Genomic DNA, 23,432 nt, shown 5'->3' with positions numbered 1-23,432 from the left:
AGTAAAAATGCCAGTATATAAAGACGATAGTACAAACAAATGGTATTTTTCCGTCAGATATAAAGATGTTTATGGTAACAATAAACGCAAAATGAAACGAGGATATAACACTAAAAGAGAAGCTAAGTATGCAGAAGCTGCTTTTTTAAACGATATAAATGAAGGTTATAGCGATTCAAATACATTTGATTATGTATTTAATCATTACTTAGAACATAGTGATCTAAGACCTAAAACTAAAAAACGCAAAATAAATGAATATAATCGGCACTTTAAAGATAAGTTCGGACATATTAATATGAATAAAATTACGCAGAATCAATGCCAAGAGTTCCGCAAATATTTAATGGATAATATCCCTTCCACTAACACAGCACGCACAATATGGTCTGGTTTCAAAGTAGTCATCAATTACGCTAAAAAATACTTTGGTTTACGTACTGACCCTACTATTTCTATCAAGCCAATTCCGCGCATAAAAACTAAACCGAAATACATGTTGAGAGAAGAATTTGATGAGCGTGTGAAAGAAGTAGAAGAACAAGATTATCAAGAATTGTTTAAGCTCATGTTCTATACTGGATTGAGAATTGGAGAAGCTATGGCTTTAGTATGGACAGATTATAATAAATATAAAAAAGAGATATCCATAGACAAAACTATGGACATCTCCAACAGAACAATATATCCACGTCCGAAAACTGACAGTTCAGAAGATATTGTTCCACTACCTAATTTTATTAATGAAATGTTAGCTGAACGTTACCAACGCGAAAAAGCAGCTAACAAGTATTTTGATGAACGCAGCTATTTCATTTTCGGTGGAATAGCACCTAAACATTATAGCCATGTTCATAAAAAATTTCAAAAGGCTTTTCCACACTATAACATACACACGCTGAGACATTCTTACGCATCTTATCTTGCAAATAACGGTGTAGATATTTTCGTTTTACAGTCACTTATGAGACACGCTCAAATCACTGAAACGATGGGCACTTACAGCCATTTATACACCCAGAAAAAGCATGATGCGATAGCCATATTTGATGAGTAAATGGTATCAAAATGGTATCAATAGCCCTTTTTCGACTTCAAGAATGGCTCAACCACGCCTCTGAAGGCTATCCGATACTACCTTCCATTTCGAATTTAATCAAACGGTTCATTTCTACTGCATATTCCATTGGTAGTTCTTTAGTAAATGGTTCGATGAAGCCCATTACGATCATTTCAGTAGCTTCTTCTTCTGAAATACCGCGACTCATCAAGTAGAAGAGTTGTTCTTCTGATACTTTAGATACTTTAGCTTCGTGTTCTAATGAAATGTCATCGTTCATGATTTCATTATAAGGAATAGTATCTGAAGTTGATTTGTTATCTAAGATTAACGTATCACATTCGATGTTCGCACGTGCACCTTTGGCTTTACGACCGAATTTAACGATACCGCGATAAACAACTTTACCGCCATCTTTAGAAATTGATTTAGAAACGATAGTAGAAGATGTGTTAGGTGCTAAGTGAATCATTTTAGCGCCGGCATCTTGTACTTGACCTTTACCTGCTAATGCAATTGAAAGTGTGCTGCCTTTAGCACCTTCGCCTGCTAATACACAGTTAGGGTATTTCATTGTCAATTTAGAACCTAAGTTACCGTCAACCCATTCCATATTACCATTCTCATGAACCATTGTACGTTTAGTAACTAAGTTATAAACGTTGTTAGCCCAGTTTTGAATTGTAGTATAACGCACATGAGCATCTTTGTGTACAAAGATTTCAACTACAGCTGAGTGTAAAGAGTTTGTTGTATAAACAGGAGCTGTACATCCTTCAACATAGTTTACAGACGCTCCTTCATCAGCAATAATCAATGTACGTTCGAATTGACCCATGTTTTCTGAGTTGATACGGAAGTATGCTTGTAATGGTGTATCTAATTTAATATTTTTTGGTACGTAGATGAATGAACCACCTGACCAAACTGCTGAGTTTAATGCAGCGAATTTATTATCGCCAGCAGGAACAACTGATGCGAAATATTCTTTGAATAATTCTTCATGTTCTCTCAATGCAGAGTCAGTATCTTTAAAGATAACACCTTTTTCTTCTAATTCTTGCTCCATATTTTGATAAACGACTTCAGATTCGTATTGCGCAGAAACACCAGCAAGGTATTTTTGTTCTGCTTCAGGGATACCTAAACGGTCGAAAGTACGTTTGATTTCTTCAGGTACTTCATCCCAAGAACGTTCTGCATGTTCTGAAGGTTTAACATAATAAGTGATGTCGTCAAAGTTTAATTCTGACAAGTCGCCGCCCCATTGTGGCATCGGCATTTTATAGAATAACTTCAAAGCTTTTAGACGGAAGTCTAGCATCCATTGAGGTTCTTCTTTCATTTTAGAAATTTCAGTTACGATATTTTCTGTTAATCCGCGTTCTGATCTGAAAATGGAAACATCTTCGTCGTGGAAACCATATTTGTAATCCCCAACATCAGGTGCTTGTTTAGCCATTTCAATCACTCCTTTTATATAATCAACACGATATAATTTACACGTGACAATCTTTCAATTTAATAGAGCATCTTGTTGATTTACGATAAGTTGACTTATCTGCTATCGTATTATCTGCTCTAAGATAATACTCGATGTTACTAGCTTATCATTTAACCGGTCCATTCGAAACCTTATAAACCGGTTGTTTATATTTTACCCGTTATATACTGACTTAATTTGCATCTTCGCTAGAATTTGGCTCTGCTTTACCTTCACGTTCTACAGTTCCTTTTTCTAAAGCTTTCCATGCAAGTGTTGCACATTTGATACGAGCTGGGAATTGAGAGACACCATGAAGTGCTTCAATGTCGCCCATATCTTCTGTTAATTCATAATCTTCGCCGAGCATCATTTTAGAGAATTCTTGACTCATTTCTAGCGCTTCTTTTAATGAGTGTCCTTTTACAGCTTCAGTCATCATAGAAGCACTAGACATAGAGATTGAACAGCCTTCTCCATCAAATTTTGCATCTTGAATAACGCCGTCTTCAATATCGAAAGTAAGATGAATACGGTCTCCGCAAGTTGGGTTGTTCATATCAACAGTAAGAGAGCCGTTATCCAATTTGCCTTTGTTTCTAGGGTTTTTATAATGGTCCATAATTACAGATCTGTATAACTGATCTAAATTATTAAAATTCATATGAGAAAAACTCCTTCGTTTGTTTCAAAGCATATACAAGTTGATCAATGTCTTCTTTCGTATTATAGATATAGAAACTTGCTCTCGCTGTTGAAGATTGGCCCAACCATTTCATTAGCGGTTGCGCACAGTGGTGGCCTGCCCGTACCGCAACACCTTCAGTATCTAGTGCTGTAGCAACATCATGCGGATGAATATCTTTAATGTTGAAAGTAATTACGCCCGCACGTCTGTCTTTCGGAGGTCCGTAAATTTCTAAGTCTTCAACTTGAGACATTTGTTCATATGCATATTCAGTTAATTCTTTTTCATGCGCATGAATAGCGTCAAAACCGATATTCTCAAGATATTTGATAGCTTCTGCTAAACCGATTGCTTGTGCAATTAACGGTGTACCCGCTTCAAATTTAACTGGTAAATCTGTCCAAGTCGCATCGTATTTGCCTACAAAGTCAATCATATCGCCACCATATTCAATCGGCTCCATGTTCTTCAACAAATCACGTTTACCATATAGGACACCAATACCAGTCGGACCTAACATTTTGTGACCGCTGAAGCTGTAGAAGTCAACGTCTAAATCTTGCATATCCAGTTTCATATGTGGTGCAGATTGTGCACCGTCTACACTGATAATCGCACCATGTTCATGTGCAACTTTCGCTATTTCTTTGACATCATTGATTGTTCCTAAAACGTTTGACACATGTGCTACCGCTACAATTTTTGTTTTATCATTAATTGTCGCTTTCACATCTTCAATATTCAATTCACCCGTTTCAGTCATCGGTATGAATTTTAATGTCGCATTTTTACGATGTGCCAGTTCTTGCCAAGGTACAATGTTAGCGTGATGTTCCATTTCAGTTACCACGATTTCATCGCCTTCTGAAATGTTCGCATCACCGTAACTGCGTGCCACTAAATTAATAGAAGCTGTAGTACCTCGTGTGAAAATGATTTCTTCGAAGTAACGTGCATTAATGAAACGTCTTACTGTTTCACGTGCACCTTCGTATCCGTCTGTTGCTAAAGAACCGAGTGTGTGCACACCACGGTGAACATTGGAATTATAGCGTTTATAATAATCGTCAATTGCTTCAATGACTTGAAGCGGCTTCTGACTTGTTGCCGTTGTATCTAAATAAGCCAAGCGTTTGCCGTTTACTTGCTCTTTTAAAATCGGAAAATCTTCTATAATTTCATTAACATTGAGTGTATCGGCCACTTTATCCTCAGACCTTTCTTCATTAATAATCACTTGTCGTGCAAAATAGTAGCTGACAGGATTTCAATGAATTGCTTTCTGGGAAATCTTCGTGTTGAAGAAGAGTACAGACAAGAAGGCTGAAACAGCTCCATCCATTTAAAATGGATATTGCAAGCTTGAAGCAACCCCTTTTCTCATTCTCTCCTGCCTAGCTTATCTCTCTTATTTTGCTACTTTTAATTCAATAACTTCTCTTAATTGACGTTTAACATCTTCAATTGGTAATTCTCTTACTACTGGATCTAAGAATCCATGAATAACTAAACGTTCTGCTTCGTGTTTAGAAATTCCGCGACTCATCAAGTAGTAAAGTTGTTCTTCATCAACACGGCCGATTGAAGCTGCGTGACCTGCTTCAACATCATCTTCATCAATTAAAAGAATTGGATTCGCGTCACCACGTGCTTTTTCAGAAAGCATTAAGACACGAGATTCTTGGTTTGCAACTGATTTAGAACCGCCATGCTTGATGTATCCAATACCATTAAAGATAATTGTTGCGCTGTCTTCAACTACACCATGTTTTAAAATGTAGCCGTCAGTTTCAACACCATATTGAACGATTTTAGAAGTTACGTTTGCTTTTTGGCTTCCTGTACCTACAGCTACTGATTTCAATTCACTTGTAGAACGATCGCCAATCAAGTTTGTAGTATTATCAATAATTTGGTCGCCTTCGTTCATTAAGCCAAGCGCCCAGTTGATTGAAGCATCTGCTTCAGTAATACCGCGACGAATAATATGACCTGTGAAACCTTTATCTAAGTAATCAACTGCACCATAAGTAATAGTAGAATTTGCTCCTGCAATTACTTCTGAGACAATGTTAAGTTGATTACCTTCGCCGCTGACATCTGAAAGATAGTTTTCAACGTAAGTGACTTCTGCACTTTGTTCAGTAGCAATAATCACGTGGTTGAAGAAACTAGCGTTTTCATCGTCATGCAATACTACATATTGAATTGGATGTTCAACTACAACATTTTTAGGTACGTAAACAAATACGCCGCCATTGATCAATGCTGTGTGCAAAGCAGTTAAACGATGTTCGTCTACAGTTACTGCATCTTGCATCAAGTATTTTTGAACTAAGTCGCCGTGGTTAATTAAGGCATCTGCTAAGCCTTCAATAATTACGCCGTCTTTTTGTGCTGATTCAGACACACGGGAAAAAGCTAATGTGTTGTTGTGTTGGATAATCAAGTTTTCTGATTTTTCCACATCAATTACTTTTTCAATTGAATCTGGTACATCTTTAATGTCTTTATATTTATCAGAAGTTGTTTCTAATTGTTTAAATGAGTCGAAATCCCATTTATCGATTTTTGTTTTATCTGGTTTTGGCATTTCCAAAGTTTCAGTAAGTTTCAATGCTTCTTTACGTAAATCTGTCATGCAAGAAGGTTCATTGTGGGCTTGTGAATATTCAACAAGTTCTGCTTCAGAAATGTTCAAAGTTTCAGTCGTCATAACTTCATTTCCTCCTAACGATACTTATAACATTTAATCTGTTGTCATTATCAATGTGCATAAAACTTATGCTTCACTGAATTCTTCTTTAACCCATTCGTAACCTTCGCTTTCAAGACGTTGTGCTAATTCTTCTCCGCCTGTTTTCACGATTTTACCATTGTACATAACGTGTACGAAGTCTGGAGTGATGTAATTTAATAAGCGTTGGTAGTGCGTAATAATTAATGAACCGAAGTCATCGCCACGCATTTCGTTGATACCTTTAGATACAACTTTCAATGCGTCGATGTCTAAACCAGAGTCGATTTCATCAAGGATTGCAAATTTAGGTTGCAACATCATAAGTTGTAAGATTTCGTTACGTTTTTTCTCACCGCCAGAGAATCCTTCGTTAAGGTAACGTTGTGCCATGTTTGGATCCATATCCAAGAATTCCATCTCTTTATCTAATTTCTTAATGAATTGCATTAAGTTGATTTCTTTACCTTCTTCACGTTTCGCATTGATAGCTGAACGCATGAAGTCTGCATTCGTTACACCAGTAATTTCTGATGGATATTGCATTGCTAAGAATAAACCTGCTTTAGCACGTTCATCTACTTCTAATTCTAAAACATTTACACCGTCAAGTAATACTTCACCTTGTGTAACAGTGTATGCAGGGTGACCCATGATAGCTGCTGATAATGTAGATTTACCAGTTCCGTTTGGTCCCATAACTGCATGAATTTCTCCAGTGTTAATTGTTAAATTAACGCCTTTTAAGATTTCTTTATCCTCAATAGACACGTGTAAGTCTTTAATCTCCAATGTTGATGGCATTAAAAGTCCCTCCGTAAACATAAATAGTATTTCATATACTAGTTTATAATAATTTTAATCTGTAGTCAAAATAGCACTACATTGATACATTTATAAATTATAACGCAATTGACCCCTTTAATAAACCTTTTGAGCACCTAAATTAAAAGAATTCTAATCTAGGAATCACTATTGAATTGATACAATTTCGTGATTTAATTCACTAAAAAAATTCTTGTTGATTCTCATTTTCTAGCATCAAATTATCATTACCAATATTTCTGTCACAATAATAATATTGACAAATTTAAGTAAAACAAAAACTATACTTCTTATTATAAAAAAATCGACAAACGGTCCTTTTTCCGCCCTTTTTAATTGTTTTTAAACAAATAAAAACCCCGTAAACGTTGAATTTACAGGGTTTTATTAAAAACATACTGTTATTCTGCTGGAATTACAGCACCATCATATTTTTTATTGATGTAATCTTTGATTTCTTTAGATTGCAATGCTTTGATTAAAGCTTTGATTTTTTTCTCTTTTTGGTCGCCATCTTTAACAGCAACTAAGTTTGCATATGGGTTACCTTCTGGTTTTTCAAGTGCAATTGAGTCTTTTTTAGGACTTAAATGTTGTTCGATTGCAAAGTTAGAGTTGATAATTGCTGCATCAACATCTTGGTTTTGATAGATTTTTGGTAAGTACTCTGCTGATTGTTTGTTATTGAATTTGATATCTTTTTTGTTTTCTACAATATCGCTGAATTTAGCATCTTGAATTTTAACACCTTTTTTCAACTTGATTAAGCCGTCATCTACGAAGAATTTCAAGAAACGTCCTTCTTCAGCAGGGTTGTTGGAAACATAAACTGTTGCGCCTTTTGGAAGATCTTTTAAGCTTTTATATTTTTTAGAATATACAGCCATTGGTTCTAAGTGTACGTTACCTACTGATACAAGTTTGTAACCTTTACTTTTCTTTTCAGTGTTCAAGTAAGGTGTATGTTGGAAGAAGTTAGCATCTAATTCGCCATTATCTACCAATTTATTCGGTGTAGTATAGTCGTTGATTGTTTTGATTTTTAAGTCATAACCTTCTTTTTTCAAGATTGGTTTAGCTTTTTCTAAAATTTCAGCATGCGGTGCAGGAGATGCGCCTACTGTGATTGTTTTCGAATCGCTGTCTGATTTATCTTTGTTGCCACAAGCTGCTAAAGCTGCTGTTAATACTAAAACTGCTAAAATACTAATAATTTTTTTCATTTGCTTTACCCCTTTTTTGAAATCAATATTAACGTTTGTCTATTTTATTAGTAGCCCAGTCACCCACGTATTGGATGATGAACACAAATACTAAAATAAGGATAGTTGAAACTAAAATGACATCATTTTGGTTTCTAGTAAATCCTGTTAAGTAGGCCAAGTTACCTAGACCTCCGGCACCGATTACACCAGCAACTGCTGTAGATCCTACTAAAGCGATTGCTGTTACTGTGATACCTGAAATTAAAGCTGGACGTGCTTCTGGAATTAACACTTTTCTGATAATTGTCCAAGTATCAGCTCCCATAGAACGTGCTGCTTCAATCACACCTTTATTAATCTCTTTGAACGCAATTTCTACTAATCGTGCATAGAATGGTGCTGCACCGATTACTAATGCCGGCAATGCACCTGTTGGTCCGCTGATAGTTCCTAAAATCAAACTTGTAAATGGAATTAATAATAAGATTAAAATGATGAAAGGAATCGCTCTGAACAAGTTAACAATAAACGAAACAATTTGGTAGAACACTTTAGCTACAGGTGATTTGCTTTTAGCAGTTAAAAATAAGAGAACCCCTAAAATTAAACCGATGATAAATGCAAATACCGTAGAAATTGCCGTCATATAAAGCGTTTCAATTGAAGCTTGCCATACTTGATCCCATTGAACGTTCGGCATTGTAATCATTTCTTGAAGTATATCGCTGAATGATTTATCCATGACGTACCACCTCCACGTTCACACTGCGTTTTTCCAATTCGTTTTTGAACTCATCAAAATATTCAGTTTTCAATCCTGCAATATGTACAATCAAGAAACCAACCGGTCCATTTTTAGAATGACGAATATTTGCTTCTAAGATGTTGACATTTAAATCATATTGCTGCGTGATATAGGATACGAGAGGTTCAGTTGTTTCTTCTCCCGCAAAGTTAAATCTGAGGATATAACCATCTTCCGCTGCCGGAATTAATTCTTCAATAGATTCGTCGAATTCGTCATTTAAACCTTCTTTCACAAAACGTTTAGTGACTTGATGTTGCGGATTCTCAAATACTTCTTTCACATTACCGCGCTCAATTACACGTCCATTTTCCATCACTGCAACTTCATCACAGATTTGACGGATAACGTTCATCTCATGCGTAATGATAACAATCGTTAAATCTTCTTCTTTTCTAATTTTTAAAAGTAGTTCTAAAATTTCATCCGTTGTTTGCGGGTCTAATGCACTTGTTGCTTCATCACATAACAAGACTTTTGGATCATTCGCTAATGCACGCGCAATACCGACTCTTTGTTTTTGACCTCCAGATAATTCAGAAGGATAGGCCTTTTCACGTCCGCTTAAACCTACCAAATTAATTAATTCTTTGGCTCTGGCTACAGCTTTGTTGCGCTTAACACCTGCAATTTCCAATGGAAACGTAATGTTATCCAACACTGTTCTGGACCATAATAGGTTGAAATGCTGGAAAATCATGCTGACTTTTTGACGTTTCTTTCTTAACTGCGATTTAGAAAGCTTACCCAATTCTTCTCCGTCTATAATCACTTCACCTGAAGTTGGTTCTTCTAAATAATTTAAGATTCTGACAAGCGTACTTTTACCAGCGCCTGAAAACCCGATAACGCCGTAAATCGTACCTTCTGCTACATCTAAATCGACATGATCGACAGCTAGTACATCTTGATGTTTCGTCTTATACCGTTTGACGATTTGTTTGAGTTGAATCACCCTATACTCCCCTTTCCTTGCTTACATTACCACATTAAAAAATGCTTTCTCTTATCGTCGCTTCAAGCGATAAAGAGAAAGCAATTTAAAATTTCTTTCTCTCATCTTCAAAAGCAGTTCAACTTTTTGTGAATTGGCACCATTTCTAATAAGACGGTTGCCGGGTTTCGCAGGGCACATCCCTCCACCTCTCTTGATAAGAGATAACACTATTTAATTGATATTTATCCTACCACTTCACTCTGTGATAGTCAATAACTATTTTAAATTTTCTAATAAATATGGAACAGATTGAAATGCGTAAATTCGCTTTATTTCTTGATCTTTAGACATCAACATTACTACCGGAACAGATTGTATTTTATATTGCTCGCTGAAATCCGCATGAAAGTTCAAGTCCGCTTTGACTACTGGCAGTTGCAATATATCATTTGCAATATCCAGCATTCTTTCGGAAATTTTGCACGTTCCGCACATTGGTGTATAACCAAATATCAGATGTTTGTCTTTATCAAAATTTTGGGTAATATCTGTTCTAGTTGTCTTGCTTGTACTCATCTATAAACTAATCCTTTCACAGGAGCTTCATCTTTTACGTTAAATCCATATTTTCTAAGCACTCTAGCAAGGTAAGGTCTAGGACAGCGAGCTACTTCACAATAGGTTTTGTCCACAAAGATATGCTCGCTTTCTGAAAGATAATGTTTAAACCATTGGCGGATGCGTTGTCCTTCTTTATCTGCATCCACGAGGATATAGACTGGGCGTTCATATAGGGATTCAATCATATCGTCTAATTTATCAATCCCCATTGTGCCGTGTGTACAAATGATTTGGACTGGTTCGTTCATCACCTCTTGAACACGCTTTTTATCTGTCTTACCTTCAACAACGATTACTTTATCTAACAATGCCATATTCACTACACTCCAATACTCTCGTGATATCATTGCATAATACTTGCAAACGTGGTGCTTAAGTTAAGAAATACGTAATAATATTAAATTTTGCTAATCAAACTTATAATTCTATAGTAACGCAGAAACTTATCGCTTTGCATGAAAATTGTTTTGAAACAAATGCATTATGTACTCAACTGTTAAGTAACTGCACTTTACTAATATAGTTAGTTATATCCATTTCCACGAAAAAAATAACCCCAAAATACAAAGTATCCTGGAGTTGCTTTTTCAATATAAATTATTCACCAATCATTTCTTTATATTGATCTGCTGATAATAAGTCATCTAATTGACTTTCATCATTTAATTTCACTTTCACCATCCATGCTTTTTCATATGGTGATTCATTAACGAATTCAGGGCTGTCTTCTAATTCTTCATTAATTTCAACTACAGAGCCTGAAACAGGTGCATATAATTCAGATACAGTTTTAACTGATTCTACGCTACCGAAAGATTCGCCCTCTTCAATATCATCTTCTGTTTCTGGTAACTCAACGAATACGATATCGCCAAGTTCACCTTGTGCGTATTCAGTAATACCGATTGTTACTGTATCGCCTTCAACTTTAACCCATTCATGTTCTTTTGAATATTTCAATTCCTCTGGCACTGCCACACGAATCCCCTCCTATAATATAAATGAATACTCTTTAATGATGCCATATGAAACCTTTTCATTCAACTATTTATAGACATCTTTTATGTTTTAAATTTTTTTGGTTAATTTAATTAATCGAGTTCTTAAAAGGAATGCAAATACGGGTCACAGTTAAGTTAGTTTACCCATTTTTCTTTGTATTCTTTTTCATTGAATCCAAGCGTTATTTTATCGCCTGAAATTGCTAATGGACGTTTCACTAACATACCGTCTGAAGCCAATAAATCTAGCTTTTCATCGTCTGATAAATCATCTAAACGGTCTTTCAGGCCTAATTCGCGGTATTTACCTCCGCGCTTGTTGAATAATTTGTCAATTTCGACACCGGTCTTATCAATCATGTCTTGCAACTCTCTTTTATTGGGATTAAGCTCTACAATGTCAATCGGTTCGTAACTTACACCGTATTCATCTAGAAATTTAGCTGCTTTCTTGCATGTTGTACAATTTTGATACTGATAAAATCTAATCACATTCATTGACCTCCTTTAACTTTGTTTATAATATACCAAATTATCAATTAAAACGCTTTAATTTATAGGTTAAAATTTTTTTAGATTCGCAAATCATTAGTTATAATAAGCGTATAAGCAATTTTAAAGGAGAGAATTAGTAATGGAAGCTATAACAACACGTGAAGAATTTGATAAAGTGATTCAAAGCGAACAACCTGTAATCGTTAAATTCGAAGCAGGTTGGTGTCCTGATTGCAAAGCTATGGACATGTGGATCGACCCGATCGTTAAAAAATACGATGATTATAAATGGTATTCAGTTAACCGAGACGAATTAGAAGAAGTTGCTCAAGAAAATGAAGTAATGGGAATTCCAAGTCTGCTTGTTTTCCAATATGGAGATAAACTTGCACACTTACATTCCGCAAATGCTAAATCCCCTGAACAAGTGGAATCTTTCTTAAGTGAAACATTCAACAAGTAATTACAATTAACAAAAACGGTCTGTGATTTCTAAGTAAATCACAGACCGTTTTCAATTAATATTCCGAAATAAAGTTTTCTGTATGACGCGGTTTTTTAGGAGGTATTTTACCTTCTAAATCTGTTAAATATAAAAATCCAACTAAATCTTCATCATCTTGGACTCCTAATACTTTTCTTACTTTTGGTGAGAAAATATATTCCGGAGATTTCCAACATGTACCAATGCCCGCTTCATACAATAAGAGCATCAGATTTTGTGCATAAGTTCCGAACGCTAAATGATTTTCAAGATTTTCTTTTTGTCTTGGATCTCTTTTGACAATCATCACTAATAATCCGCCGAGTTTGGTTACGGCGTCAAAATGACTTTGTTGTTTCTCAGGTTCGTTTCTAAAAGCAAAGCGAGAAACTGATCGACTCATATCTCCTAATCGTTCTTTGGAAACATGCACAATTCTCCAAGGCTCTCTCATACCATGATTAGGTGCATCTGTAGAAAGTTTGAGCGCTTCATACAATGCTTCGTCATCTATTTGCATATCATGGTCAAATATTTTAACACTACGTCTTGAAGTAATTGCATCTTTTAATTCCACAGTCTAACTCCCTTTCATCTAATGATAATCATTATCATTTATAGTATAGATTGTCGAATGTTTTTATTCAAATTATTTGTTTATTTCGTATAAATTCAAAAGTTCTTTTAATTTGCGTACATGAATTTGTCCAGGTGCTTGCGGTTCACCTAAACATCCGTATGAGATAGCTCCTCCGAACACACCTTGTGCTGTTCTAGAAACCAATCCAAGGTGAGACATAGCGATACCGACTGATTTGGCTTGTACACTTTCTGCAGAAGTAGCAAGTGCTTCTAATAAGTTTAAGACATCTTGTCTTTCTTTAGGCATCACTGCTATTTTCAATATATCTGCACCTAATTTATTCATTTTAAAATAAGTGAATTTTAAGGCTTCCAAATTAGGAGTCTGCTCGAAATCATGCTGTGATAAAACGACTTCTAATCCAGCTACTTGCGCCTGTGCGATCAATTGCAGCAACGTCTCAGATTGCGTTTCCTCCCATTCGATGTCTATCATATCGTATCCTTCAATTTGGATAAGATTTTGTAAAAATTCATAATAGTCTTTGCCGTTTTTACTTCCTTTACCACCTTGAACTGCAGTGCGGTAAGTCACTAAAACCTTAGCCTTTATATCGATAGTTTTTAAATCTTTCAATAGCTTTTCTAACTCTTTAAAATCCAATGATTCGCGTTGATCAATACGCAGTTCGATGATATCAATATTTGCTTTTTCTCTTATCAAGTCATTTTTTAATTGTTTATTTACTCCCTCATAGGGAGCAATTGTCACTGCTACATCCACCTTACTCATACTACATACCTCACTTTCAATAATCGCACTTATTATTTAACTTTCCCTTATTTTTTCAACACTATTTATCCAAAAAGATAATAAGTATGAAGAAAAATACTGCAATCAACAATACTAAAGTAGGTATTAGAAATCCTAGCCATTCCATAGTTGTAACCTCTTTCAAATACATATGCAATTTATTATATCAAATTTATTAAATGGTTTGTATATTGAACAATGCTTGAAATGCAGTTCTCTTTGCTCATTCACACAGCAAATTCGGCATTCATATAACTTTTTAACTTTTTTGAAAAGTACATGAATTTGTCATTGATTTGTTTATAAGCCTATTATAATATTAAAATTAACTAATTGATGTTATTCTATTGCCTTAAAACAATAAATAATTTCATCCGATTTTGAAATTTGGAGTGTGAAAAATGAAAGAAATCCGCTTATTGAAACCAGATGACTTAAAAAATGTATATAACTTGTTTAGAGAGGCTGCTCAAGATAAGAAAAATATTTATACTTGGGCCATTTACGACGAAAACACAATCTCTGAAGAATATTTCGCACACCTGCTTGATGAAAACAATACGATTCAATATCTATTCGGCGTCTTTTTAGATGATGTTTTAGTAGGTGCACTGACTTTATTCCACCCTATTATTATCGGCACTAAACATAAAAGTATTATTGAGAATATGTATGTAAAAGATATTGATCATCTGGATGAACACTTACTTGATTCAGTTGTGGATTTCTGTCTTAAAATGAATATCGAAAAGATTTTAGCACCTGTGGCTTCTAATAATATTGGAGCTATGGTCTTTTATAGTGAATATGGATTTTCGAAAGTTGGTTTTGAAACAAATTCACGTAAGTATAATAACCACTATATAGATGAGCATTGGCTTATCTATCCTATTGAAAAGACTGCAAAGGTGAATTATTAAGTTCATAGTGAAAAGAGGGAAAATATGGAGTTTACAAAATTTAATTTAAAACTAGCATTGAAGAATGAAACTTCTACTGCTGATTTCCCGAATACTTTAAAGAAGTTTAAAGACTGCGGAGTTGTAAAGTATACTTACCATCTAAAAAATGGACTTTATATATTCACAGATGCAGAAGGAGACGAAATCTATCTTCAAGAAGATGCTACTTCTGTTCTTTTTCCACATCATGCAGATAAAAAGACCTTTACTGAAGTTCTGCAAGGGGCGCGAGCTGGGGAATTTACTTTCAAAGAGTTTTGCAACCGGGCTGCAGCTTCAGGTATTTATTTATGGTTAGTTGACGTGCGTAACTTCGAAGTCGCCTATTTTGATGTTCAAGGCAATGTCGTGTTAATTACAGAAATTCCTGCTGATTAACACGTATTGAAATATCAATTAAAATGACTGCGTAATAAAAAAATTCGGCACATTCCCGTGTACCGAATTGACTAAGTAAAGTAAGTTGTAATTAAGTGACCGCAAATCGTAACGGTTACGTTTTATATTACAGTATATTCTCCTATTTGTAAACCATAAATCGTAATTTTTTCGATTTAAATTTATAAAAAAACAAGTGCAAGCATCATACATACTTCGCACTTGTTACATTTAATGTTTTTCATATATACTCATTGCTCTATTGGCGGATTCTAGAAGATGGTTTTCCATATAATGCTCATGTACATAATCATAAATATTTTGGACGTTTGTCTCTTCCTTTGGGAAATTGTGATCTTTTGTAATATAATCTGCTAATTGACCAAATGGTGTATCGTCTTCCATAAATGTAATAATAAATTTATAAAATGACATTCAACAACCTCACTTAAAGGTATTTCCTTATCAGAAATTCAATAATTTTCATTTTCGACGCATCGAAAAAGTATTTCTTATTAGGTTGATAGGATTTCCTCTAGTATATCATAATAGATAAAATATAAATACAGTTTTTACAAAATTATTATATACATAAAAGTTGATTTCATTTATTTTTTCTCTTTTAAGCTAAATGCGATTTTATAACCATTACTTCTGCGTCTGTAAGTGCTTCTAAACTGTGCTTTTCATCAGGGTTTATCCGCACAACTGAACCTGGTGCAATGCGCTCATCAAAATCTTCGCCTCTAAATTGAATCGTTCCTCTTACTGGAACTACAACTACACAATTCGGTGCAGAATGAGTAGGAAGTGTTTCTCCTGCTTTAAAGACGATATTCACAATTGTCTGCTGTTCTGATTGATAGATTGGTCCTGTTTTGCCTGTTCCTGTTAATTTTTCCATACTAACCACCTCAATAAATAATGTATTATTCATGTTGCTTTAGTGACTTAATTCTAAATTAACGGATGCTCTGTAGAGATACAAGAGCAGTCCCACAAAGTTTGCCGATTAATCACAACTTCATTACGCAAAATTAATTATTTTTAAGAAGAATTAGCGAACATAATTCTCGTTCCTTCCCAATCTACTTTAACATTAAAAAAGAGAGCACGCTAAATTGCGACTCCCTTTTTACTTTAAAATCCTCTTCCAGCTCCGCCGCCTGAGAAGCCGCCTCCTCCACCGAAGCCGCCTCCGCTAAAGCCACCGCCGGAAGAACCATTTCCAAAGCCACCTCCAGAACCGGGTCCTACCCACCACATTCCAGAGTCGTCTCTTCTACGGCCTCCCCCTCTAGGAGGACCGCCACCGCCATTTCTGGTGATGATAATCAAAATAATGATGATAATCACAAATATGAACCCGAACGAACCTAGAAAACCGCCACTGCCAGAGTTATCTGTTTCTTTAGGCGTATCTTCCTTAAATTCTTTTCCATCATAGCCATATGCCTTAGCAATCTCATCCCAAATCGCATTATACAAATTCGTAATACCTTGACTGTAATATTGCTTTTTTTCAGCCTTATCATCTGTATTAGCAGCTTTTTTAGCATACGGAGAAAATTTATCGTCGATTAAGGATCCGACTTTCGCATCGTTAAGCACACCTTCTAGACCATCACCTACAGCAACTTGTATACCTCTATTGTTATTTTCATTGTCATTATCTAAATTCACCAGTATTACAACGCCTCGGTTATGTTTTTGATCACCGACTTTGTAATGGCGTCCCGCTTCATATGCATAATCTTCTCTTGGTGTATTTCCAATCGATTTCATAGTCATTACTAGAATATCTGCATCCGTTCCATCTTGTAATTTCTGACCCTTTTTAACAATATCGTCTTTATCATTTTGTGAAATGATATCCGCATGATCTTGTACAAAAACAGGTTTCTCTAAAGGTGGAAACTTTTCTGATGCCGAAACACTTTGTGCTGTTATCAGCACCCCAACAAACATAACAGCTAAAAAGCCGATTATGCGTTTCATCATTGAGAACTATCAGTACCGAAATCTACTTTTGGAGCTTTTTCGGCACCTTTTTCCGCTTTAAAATATTCTTTTTTATCAAAACCGAAAATTTTAGCAACGACTGTTGTTGGGAAGTGTCGAATGGCTTGGTTATATTCATTTACAGAATCATTATAATCTTTTCTTGAAACAGCAATTCTATTTTCTGTCCCAGCTAATTCATCGCGTAATCCAGTGAATTGTTTATCTGCTTTTAAATCAGGATATTTTTCACTAATTGCGAGCAATCTGCTTAATGAAGAGTTGACTTCATCATTTGCTTCTGCCTTTTCCTTAGGAGAATCCGCACCTGCTAATTTACTGCGTGCATCAGAGACTTGTTTAAAAACATCTTCCTCATGCTTAGTATAACCTTTCACTGTATTGACTAAGTTAGGGATTAAGTCCACACGTCGTTGAAGCTGGTTGTCAATATTAGAGAGTGCTTTATCTGTGTCTTCATCTAAACCAACCAATTTATTATAGGGACCAATCATCATTGCGCCAATAATTACAATTACAATACCAATAATAATAATCGGGGTAAGTGTCTTCTTCAATTTTTAAACTCCTTTAACTCTTAGTTTCTTAATTTTATTATACATGAAATGATCCTCATACACGATTGTAGAGAAAAGAACTTTTTTCTCACTTGAAAAATTTTAAAAAGTTCATTTATAAAATTGGTGCACATACGCAAAAGATATGTATAATAACTAATGTATTAAAAGTACTAATAATAGTTGAATAATTTAGCTAAGAAGGTGTTCATGTGGATTTCTTAAAGAAACCTCTTTCAATGTATCTTATATTATTCTTGAGTACCACACTCATTGGAGCGTTCTTGTTATATTTGCCTATCACCGGCAAACATCCTACGCCCTTTATTGATGCATTTTTCGTCGCATCCAGCGCATTTACTGTGACAGGTTTGTCCACAGTAGATATCACTACCCAATTTAATTGGCTAGGCGACTTGATTATTATGTTGCTGATTCAAATCGGCGGCCTTGGAATTGTAACTATTACAACGCTGACATTGATCATAGCCAACCGCAGAATTTCACTGCATGATCGTCGTCTTATTATGGTCACATGGAGCGTTGATGAGCCAGGCGGCATGGTCCGTTTTATCCGTCAGCTTGTGGTTTATAGTTTGACTTCAGAATTCATCGGTATGCTTTTACTGGCCTTATCTTTTATACTGCGTTACGGATTTGGCAAAGGAATATACATTAGTTTATTTACTTCTGTATCAGCATTCAATAATGCGGGGTTTGCCTTATTTTCTAAAAATATGATTGGATTCAACGATGATCCTGTAGTCAATATAGTGATCCCTTTATTAATTATCCTAGGCGGGTTAGGACCTTTAGTAATGTCAGATTTAATCCAAACGAGAAGACTGTCTAAATTAAAACTCCATACCAAAGTAGTGCTGTCTACTACTCTAGCATTGATTGTCGGAGGCACTCTACTCTATTATATTTTAGAGTTTAATAATACTTTGAAGCCCTTTAATATTTGGGGACAAATCGGCACTTCTTTTTTCCAATCTGTTACTACTAGAACGGCAGGCTTTCAATCTGTCGACTTGGGGCTGATTCATACACCCACTGCATTATTAATGATGGTGCTCATGTTTATCGGTGGCGCGCCATTTAGTGCGGCAGGCGGAATTAAAGTCACAACTTTCATCGTTTTAATCATGTTTGTGTACAGCGCCTTGCGTAATGAAAATCATACAGTAATCTTCCATAGAACAATCAAACCTAGAATCATTGGAAGAGCAGTGGCAGTTACTACAGTCAGCGGCCTTTTCGTATTGCTCGTTACTTTTATCGTCAGTATTTTAAACGAGAATACACCCTTTATCAAAGTTATCTTTGAAGTCGTCTCCGCCTTTGGGACAGTCGGCTTAACTATGGATTTCACGACTGAATATCATACTGCTACGAAAGCGATTATTATACTCGTAATGATTTGCGGTAAAATTGGAGTCGCCACTGTACTGGCATTATTTATTCCTGATAAGAAACGGCTTTACCAATATGCAAAAGGAAATATTTATCTGTAATTCTATTAAATGGATGTCGAACTTAAAAATATTTTTTAAGTTCGATTTTTTATACTTTACTACTCACTTTCATAGTATATTAGTAGTAATACATTTACTCTAAAGGAGATAGGAATTTGAAAAAGATTTTATTTTTTATTTTTGCAGCTTGTATAACGCTTGCCGCTTGCGGTAATGTGGAAAAATCGAATCAAAACGAAGAAAAGAAAACCTCTGACACTCACGATAAAAAAGATAAGACTGATAAGGGTAAGAAAAAACCAAAAAATGAAGATAATAATAATCAAGCACAGTCCTCAAATGATGAAAATAACCAAACAACCGAATCAACTAAAGACACAACTGAAACACAACCGGAACAAAATCAAATTAATGTCGCAAATATTACAGACCGTGTGACTTTAGAATCGGTGATTTTCGGAAATTATTCTGAAATTGATAAGATACAAGCTTACAATAGTGCGGTTGCTAATGGGGTTATTCCACAAGGAAATGTAATGGAAGGTCCTGCAAGTGCTGCATATCAAAGTTCATTACGTGTCGAAAGCGGTGCTGAAAAATCTGTTTACGAACAAAGCAGTGCTGACAACGAACAACCTGAAGATGTTAATGCTGAAATAAATTCTGCACAAAATGAAGAAGAATATGTAAATGCGCTACGTAAAAAATATAATGGCGGTTTATCTACTCAAGAAATGCAAACTAAAACTGCTATCGAACAAGGTTATTATGACGGAGATGATGGACCTGAAGTATATCAAAAAATCCAAGAAAGAGAAGCAGACATCAATGCTGGAAAATATGATCAATATAAACAATAAGTCTTAAGTTAATGTAAAGATTAATAAGTATATCTATCGGAATTTAAAAATAATTTTTAATTCCGATTTTTTGTGCCACAAAATATTATAACAGTGTATAATTTAAGTGTAGAAATAAATATTAAGGGGAAAATGCTTATGAAAAAATTCTTGTTCCTATTTGTAGCGAGTTCATTGGCGCTTTCAGCATGCGGTAATCAAGAGACAGAAAAACATACTGAGAAGAAAAATGTTCAAACGAAAAAAGAAAAGCAGGATAATAGGCAACCAGAGGATAACAAAAAGATTCCAATTGAAAACGTAGCAAATAATAAAAACGTTGCCAAATCTGATAATAATTATTGGAATTACCTAAGCAATCAAGAAGCTATAGATACCAGCAAAGTTACAAATCATGCAGAACTGGATAAAATTATGACCGGGAATTATTCTGAAATAGAAAAATTAAATGCTTATAATAATGCGGTTGCTAATGGAATTATTCCGCAAGGCAACGTTATGGAAGGACCACCTGAAGCGGCTTACCAATCATCATTGAATATTGAAAAAGGAACTGAAGTCCCACCTTCTTACCATATGTATGATAACTACGGAAATACTCTAGTTAAGCAAAAAACATTAGATAATAACAAGACGCAAACCACTTTGGAGACACAAAAACAGTCTGCTGCAACAAATAATCCTCAGCACTAATCTTATTAATTATTTTTCAGGATGAATTGAATTAAATGCAAGTTCTTACCTGTTGAGAACTATATTTTAATCATGAAGCATCTACCGACTATTCGATGGATAGTGTATAATAATTATACAATTGAATTACGGAGGCGCATCATGGGAATTTTTGACAACACCAACCTCGAAACTGAATACTTACGTACTTTATCAGTGAAAAAACGTAAAGAATATAAGGAAAAATCAGTTTCGGTGAAGAAAAAACTGCTAAATCAATTCAAATACGAAACAGAAACTTTTAACAACAAAGCATCTCACGATATTATTAAACGCTACTTAGAATCTCAAGGCATCTACGAACCAACAGAAACAATGATATCAGCAATTGAGCATCGTAAATTTAATAAGAGTACAAATTCAGATGCAGAGAAATCGCATCCAGAAAATCTTGATTCTCCGTTAGATACTCAAACAGATAAACTTATTAAACAAAACGAAGAAATTATTCATCAAAATAAAAAAATTATCAAGCTGCTTACTAAGCTGAATGATAAAAAATAATAACCTAACTGAGACTTTTATTGGGAGTCTCAGTTTTTCTGTCTCCCGCCCTTATTTTTTAAATTAATATTGCAGCGTGGCGGTATTTTATCATTTTCCCATTTTTTATATAATAATTTTCGGTATAGTTCATAGGCTTCATCACCTTCAATATACCGCTTGCCTTCTACATAAAAGGGTGGCAACTTAGCGTGAGAAAATTGATGTTCCTTAGCCGCTTCTTCAACAATTTGATGCAGATCGGCTAATTCATTTTTAAAGTGTTCAGAATGATTGCCACCTCTACGCAAATGTTCATAGTTCATAGCATCCATAATTTCTAAGGCTCCCCACAAATAGGGATTCCCCTCATTATAGACGGCTTTTACCACGGGATGATTACGATATCCAGTTCCAGTTTGGATAGCGCCCAACTCACCTAGACATACACGTATTATTTGATAAAGCTCTAATACTTGCTTCGATAAACGTCGATTATCTAGAAATTCTGCACTGACTTTTGGATTAGAACTCACTCTGAATATCTGCACTGAATCACCCTTTCTGAATTTGATTTCATTATACAAAAAAGCAGTGAAATAACCTAACTTTGTAGATTATCTCACTGCTTCTATTCATCAGCTAAAGCAAAAATTATGACATTTTTACAACGTTAGCTGCTTGTTCACCACGGTCGCCTTCAACGATGTCGAAGTCTACGCTTTGGCCTTCTTCTAAAGTTTTGTAGCCGTCGCCTTGGATTGCTGAGAAGTGTACGAATACGTCGTCACCATTTTCTCTTTCGATAAATCCAAAACCTTTTTCTGCGTTAAACCATTTAACTGTACCGTTATTCATATAAAAATCCTCCATGTGCTTTTGCACGAATATTTGTAACTTGTTAATAAAAATCAATGGGAGCAAATTCATACGAATAAAACTTCAAATCAATTTCACGAACAATAATTACTTAACCTCAATACTACACTTATTTTTTCGTTTTGTATACCTTTTTGTATTTTTATTTTTAGAAACTATCCATTTCCTTATTCTATTGCTCGTTTTGATACCCTATTGCGATTACTTTTTCTCGAAAAACAAATTATCCATTTAGTATTTTTAAAAAGGTAGGATGCTGATCAAGGTATTTATCTTTCCAATGCAGCTCTAATTGGTGCCATCGATTATCAATTAAGTGAAACAAACCGTGATTATTCAGAGCATAGAAAGCACCTGGATGAGTTGAATCGGCTTCTATTTGATTCATATAAGTTCCTGCATAAGGCAGACCTTGGGCACATTCACTCCAACTGCCATCTTGATTTCTGCGATAGATAGTAGCGCGAGGATATTCTTTCTTCTCATCTTGGTAATGTGCTGCAAAGGCATTTTGGGCTGCACCAACTAACAAATCTGAAGCGTCCTCTGGATTAATTGCGATAGAATATAAATAAGGATGCTTATCCAAACCTTTACTGGAATACTGCCAACTCATTCCATCATTGTCACTCTCCGCAAATGAATGACCCTCAAGCGCCAAGCCATCGCCACATACTGCGAACAATTTACCCGGCTCAGAAGAATGCGTAACCATTTCATGAATATCTTTAGGGCTGAAAAATGGTCGATCATTCCAAGTTTCACCGCCATCTGTAGTATTAATGAAAGCACCGAATTCAATAGCTACATTCAGTGTTTGACTGTCTTTAGAGCTAGGCATTAAATCTTGCACATGATTGGTGTATGGTCTCGCAGGGAATTCCCAAAAAGGCTGTGAAGGTAAGTGTTGTACTTCTTTAAATTCCGTAAATGTTTGGCCACCATCTTTTGAAAAATAGATAGCACTTGGTTCTGTGCCCACATATAAAATTTCTGGATTATGTGGATTAATCGCCACAGCAGTCATATAAGCAGAGGTAATACCTTTTCCTAATGTAGCTTCATGATACGCGTTCATTTGTCCTATTGCTTTCCAGTGATCTCCGTTATCTTCGCTTTTCCAAAGTCCGTTTCCGTAAGTTGCACAATATAATACTTCTGGATAAGCTGGATTTTGAGCTAAGTCAACAGGATGCGTTCCTTCTAAGCGCGTATCTACTTTATATTGACCTGTCGCAGTTTCTTTTACAATTACAAGTTCATCTTCCATACCTAAGAAAAATGTATTCATTCAGACTGTCCTTTCTCTTTCGTGAGTTAACTTTTTCTAGATTTTTCCCTGTA

Annotated in this window: 29 protein-coding genes and 1 riboswitch; of the genes, 8 read left to right on the top strand and 21 right to left on the bottom strand. The window is 35.2% G+C overall.

Going from position 1 to position 23,432, the window contains the following annotated elements; translation table 11 throughout:
- The first annotated feature begins 7 nt into the window (after positions 1–7).
- On the top strand, positions 8–1,057 hold the full coding sequence (locus CNQ82_RS04030) for a site-specific integrase (RefSeq protein WP_123144188.1): 1,050 nt from the start codon (positions 8–10) through the stop codon (positions 1,055–1,057).
- A 67-nt stretch (positions 1,058–1,124) separates the two neighbouring features.
- On the opposite strand, the gene sufB is transcribed toward CNQ82_RS04030, so the two are convergent.
- From sufB to CNQ82_RS03970, 12 genes are all read right to left on the bottom strand, one after another.
- Positions 1,125–2,522 carry a Fe-S cluster assembly protein SufB gene (gene sufB, locus CNQ82_RS04025; RefSeq protein WP_047132880.1) on the bottom strand — a complete coding sequence of 466 codons (1,398 nt, stop codon included), beginning with the start codon at positions 2,520–2,522 and terminating at the stop codon, positions 1,125–1,127.
- A 214-nt stretch (positions 2,523–2,736) separates the two neighbouring features.
- On the bottom strand, positions 2,737–3,207 hold the full coding sequence (gene sufU / locus CNQ82_RS04020; protein ID WP_123144187.1) for a Fe-S cluster assembly sulfur transfer protein SufU: 471 nt from the start codon (positions 3,205–3,207) through the stop codon (positions 2,737–2,739).
- On the bottom strand, positions 3,197–4,435 hold the full coding sequence (locus tag CNQ82_RS04015; RefSeq protein ID WP_095106388.1) for a cysteine desulfurase: 1,239 nt from the start codon (positions 4,433–4,435) through the stop codon (positions 3,197–3,199). Before CNQ82_RS04015 ends, sufU begins: the two co-directional genes overlap by 11 nt.
- Positions 4,436–4,639: 204 nt before the next feature.
- Positions 4,640–5,947 (bottom strand): Fe-S cluster assembly protein SufD, encoded by a 1,308-nt coding sequence (gene sufD / locus CNQ82_RS04010; RefSeq protein ID WP_123144186.1) that lies wholly within the window; start codon positions 5,945–5,947, stop codon positions 4,640–4,642.
- 66 nt (positions 5,948–6,013) lie between these two features.
- A complete protein-coding gene (gene sufC, locus CNQ82_RS04005) occupies positions 6,014–6,772 on the bottom strand; it encodes a Fe-S cluster assembly ATPase SufC (RefSeq protein WP_095106390.1) in 759 nt (252 codons plus the stop codon).
- Positions 6,773–7,194: 422 nt separating this feature from the next.
- Positions 7,195–8,016 (bottom strand): MetQ/NlpA family ABC transporter substrate-binding protein, encoded by an 822-nt coding sequence (locus CNQ82_RS04000; RefSeq protein ID WP_123144185.1) that lies wholly within the window; start codon positions 8,014–8,016, stop codon positions 7,195–7,197.
- A gap of 28 nt (positions 8,017–8,044) precedes the next feature.
- On the bottom strand, positions 8,045–8,740 hold the full coding sequence (locus CNQ82_RS03995; RefSeq protein ID WP_095106393.1) for a methionine ABC transporter permease: 696 nt from the start codon (positions 8,738–8,740) through the stop codon (positions 8,045–8,047).
- Complete coding sequence (locus tag CNQ82_RS03990; RefSeq protein WP_123144184.1) at positions 8,733–9,758, bottom strand: methionine ABC transporter ATP-binding protein; 1,026 nt, start codon at positions 9,756–9,758, stop codon at positions 8,733–8,735. The genes CNQ82_RS03995 and CNQ82_RS03990 overlap by 8 nt, the downstream gene beginning before the upstream one ends.
- 98 nt (positions 9,759–9,856) lie before the next feature.
- Positions 9,857–9,961: riboswitch (SAM riboswitch) on the bottom strand.
- Between the two features lie 55 nt (positions 9,962–10,016).
- Complete coding sequence (locus CNQ82_RS03985) at positions 10,017–10,316, bottom strand: thioredoxin family protein (RefSeq protein WP_123144183.1); 300 nt, start codon at positions 10,314–10,316, stop codon at positions 10,017–10,019.
- Positions 10,313–10,675: a toprim domain-containing protein gene (locus CNQ82_RS03980; protein ID WP_095106397.1), complete on the bottom strand. Its 363-nt coding sequence runs from the start codon at positions 10,673–10,675 to the stop codon at positions 10,313–10,315. Before CNQ82_RS03980 ends, CNQ82_RS03985 begins: the two co-directional genes overlap by 4 nt.
- 283 nt (positions 10,676–10,958) lie before the next feature.
- On the bottom strand, positions 10,959–11,339 hold the full coding sequence (gene gcvH, locus CNQ82_RS03975) for a glycine cleavage system protein GcvH (RefSeq protein WP_046100107.1): 381 nt from the start codon (positions 11,337–11,339) through the stop codon (positions 10,959–10,961).
- Between the two features lie 158 nt (positions 11,340–11,497).
- A complete protein-coding gene (locus tag CNQ82_RS03970; protein ID WP_095106398.1) occupies positions 11,498–11,854 on the bottom strand; it encodes an arsenate reductase family protein in 357 nt (118 codons plus the stop codon).
- A gap of 142 nt (positions 11,855–11,996) precedes the next feature.
- On the opposite strand from CNQ82_RS03970, the gene CNQ82_RS03965 reads away from it, so the two are divergent.
- On the top strand, positions 11,997–12,320 hold the full coding sequence (locus CNQ82_RS03965; RefSeq protein ID WP_123144182.1) for a thioredoxin family protein: 324 nt from the start codon (positions 11,997–11,999) through the stop codon (positions 12,318–12,320).
- Between the two features lie 55 nt (positions 12,321–12,375).
- Here CNQ82_RS03965 and CNQ82_RS03960 read toward each other — a convergent pair whose 3' ends face one another.
- Positions 12,376–12,918 (bottom strand): nitroreductase family protein, encoded by a 543-nt coding sequence (locus CNQ82_RS03960; protein WP_095106402.1) that lies wholly within the window; start codon positions 12,916–12,918, stop codon positions 12,376–12,378.
- Positions 12,919–12,990: 72 nt separating this feature from the next.
- Positions 12,991–13,716, bottom strand: coding sequence for a type I 3-dehydroquinate dehydratase (aroD, locus tag CNQ82_RS03955; protein WP_123144181.1), 726 nt, complete (start codon positions 13,714–13,716; stop codon positions 12,991–12,993).
- A gap of 422 nt (positions 13,717–14,138) precedes the next feature.
- On the opposite strand from aroD, the gene CNQ82_RS03950 reads away from it, so the two are divergent.
- Together CNQ82_RS03950 and CNQ82_RS03945 are read left to right on the top strand one after the other, a co-directional pair.
- The gene (locus CNQ82_RS03950) at positions 14,139–14,657 is read left to right on the top strand and encodes a GNAT family N-acetyltransferase (RefSeq protein WP_123144180.1); all 519 of its coding nucleotides are present in this window, start codon (positions 14,139–14,141) and stop codon (positions 14,655–14,657) included.
- Between the two features lie 24 nt (positions 14,658–14,681).
- Entirely contained in the window at positions 14,682–15,077 is a 396-nt protein-coding gene (locus tag CNQ82_RS03945) for a DUF1398 family protein (protein WP_123144179.1), read from the top strand.
- Between the two features lie 231 nt (positions 15,078–15,308).
- On the opposite strand, the gene CNQ82_RS03940 is transcribed toward CNQ82_RS03945, so the two are convergent.
- The 4 genes from CNQ82_RS03940 to CNQ82_RS03925 all read right to left on the bottom strand — a co-directional run bounded on the left by CNQ82_RS03940 (position 15,309) and on the right by CNQ82_RS03925 (position 17,656).
- Positions 15,309–15,512 carry a YozE family protein gene (locus tag CNQ82_RS03940; RefSeq protein ID WP_095106409.1) on the bottom strand — a complete coding sequence of 68 codons (204 nt, stop codon included), beginning with the start codon at positions 15,510–15,512 and terminating at the stop codon, positions 15,309–15,311.
- A gap of 187 nt (positions 15,513–15,699) precedes the next feature.
- On the bottom strand, positions 15,700–15,981 hold the full coding sequence (locus tag CNQ82_RS03935; RefSeq protein ID WP_123144178.1) for a cupin domain-containing protein: 282 nt from the start codon (positions 15,979–15,981) through the stop codon (positions 15,700–15,702).
- 236 nt (positions 15,982–16,217) lie between these two features.
- On the bottom strand, positions 16,218–17,078 hold the full coding sequence (locus CNQ82_RS03930; RefSeq protein ID WP_164711942.1) for a TPM domain-containing protein: 861 nt from the start codon (positions 17,076–17,078) through the stop codon (positions 16,218–16,220).
- Positions 17,075–17,656 carry a LemA family protein gene (locus CNQ82_RS03925; protein WP_123144177.1) on the bottom strand — a complete coding sequence of 194 codons (582 nt, stop codon included), beginning with the start codon at positions 17,654–17,656 and terminating at the stop codon, positions 17,075–17,077. The genes CNQ82_RS03930 and CNQ82_RS03925 overlap by 4 nt, the downstream gene beginning before the upstream one ends.
- Before the next feature lie 212 nt (positions 17,657–17,868).
- Between CNQ82_RS03925 and CNQ82_RS03920 the strand changes: the two genes are divergently transcribed.
- The 4 genes from CNQ82_RS03920 to CNQ82_RS03905 all read left to right on the top strand — a co-directional run bounded on the left by CNQ82_RS03920 (position 17,869) and on the right by CNQ82_RS03905 (position 21,230).
- Positions 17,869–19,173 (top strand): TrkH family potassium uptake protein, encoded by a 1,305-nt coding sequence (locus CNQ82_RS03920; RefSeq protein WP_123144176.1) that lies wholly within the window; start codon positions 17,869–17,871, stop codon positions 19,171–19,173.
- 116 nt (positions 19,174–19,289) lie between these two features.
- Positions 19,290–19,994, top strand: coding sequence for a hypothetical protein (locus CNQ82_RS03915; protein WP_123144175.1), 705 nt, complete (start codon positions 19,290–19,292; stop codon positions 19,992–19,994).
- Between the two features lie 72 nt (positions 19,995–20,066).
- On the top strand, positions 20,067–20,687 hold the full coding sequence (locus CNQ82_RS03910; protein WP_164711941.1) for a hypothetical protein: 621 nt from the start codon (positions 20,067–20,069) through the stop codon (positions 20,685–20,687).
- 141 nt (positions 20,688–20,828) lie between these two features.
- Positions 20,829–21,230: a hypothetical protein gene (locus CNQ82_RS03905; RefSeq protein ID WP_123144173.1), complete on the top strand. Its 402-nt coding sequence runs from the start codon at positions 20,829–20,831 to the stop codon at positions 21,228–21,230.
- A gap of 29 nt (positions 21,231–21,259) precedes the next feature.
- On the opposite strand, the gene CNQ82_RS03900 is transcribed toward CNQ82_RS03905, so the two are convergent.
- The 3 genes from CNQ82_RS03900 to CNQ82_RS03890 all read right to left on the bottom strand — a co-directional run bounded on the left by CNQ82_RS03900 (position 21,260) and on the right by CNQ82_RS03890 (position 23,379).
- A complete protein-coding gene (locus CNQ82_RS03900; RefSeq protein ID WP_338062295.1) occupies positions 21,260–21,745 on the bottom strand; it encodes a pyrimidine dimer DNA glycosylase/endonuclease V in 486 nt (161 codons plus the stop codon).
- Positions 21,746–21,863: 118 nt separating this feature from the next.
- Positions 21,864–22,067, bottom strand: coding sequence for a cold-shock protein (locus CNQ82_RS03895; RefSeq protein WP_015899695.1), 204 nt, complete (start codon positions 22,065–22,067; stop codon positions 21,864–21,866).
- Between the two features lie 244 nt (positions 22,068–22,311).
- Positions 22,312–23,379, bottom strand: a complete 1,068-nt coding sequence (locus CNQ82_RS03890) for a WD40/YVTN/BNR-like repeat-containing protein (RefSeq protein ID WP_123144171.1) — start codon at positions 23,377–23,379, stop codon at positions 22,312–22,314.
- Positions 23,380–23,432 lie beyond the last annotated feature (53 nt).

The sequence above is a fragment of the Staphylococcus debuckii genome (assembly GCF_003718735.1).
Classification (GTDB): Bacteria; Bacillota; Bacilli; order Staphylococcales; family Staphylococcaceae; genus Staphylococcus; species Staphylococcus debuckii.
Note: the sequence above shows the minus strand (reverse complement) of the source record. Positions and strands in the feature narration are given on the sequence as shown.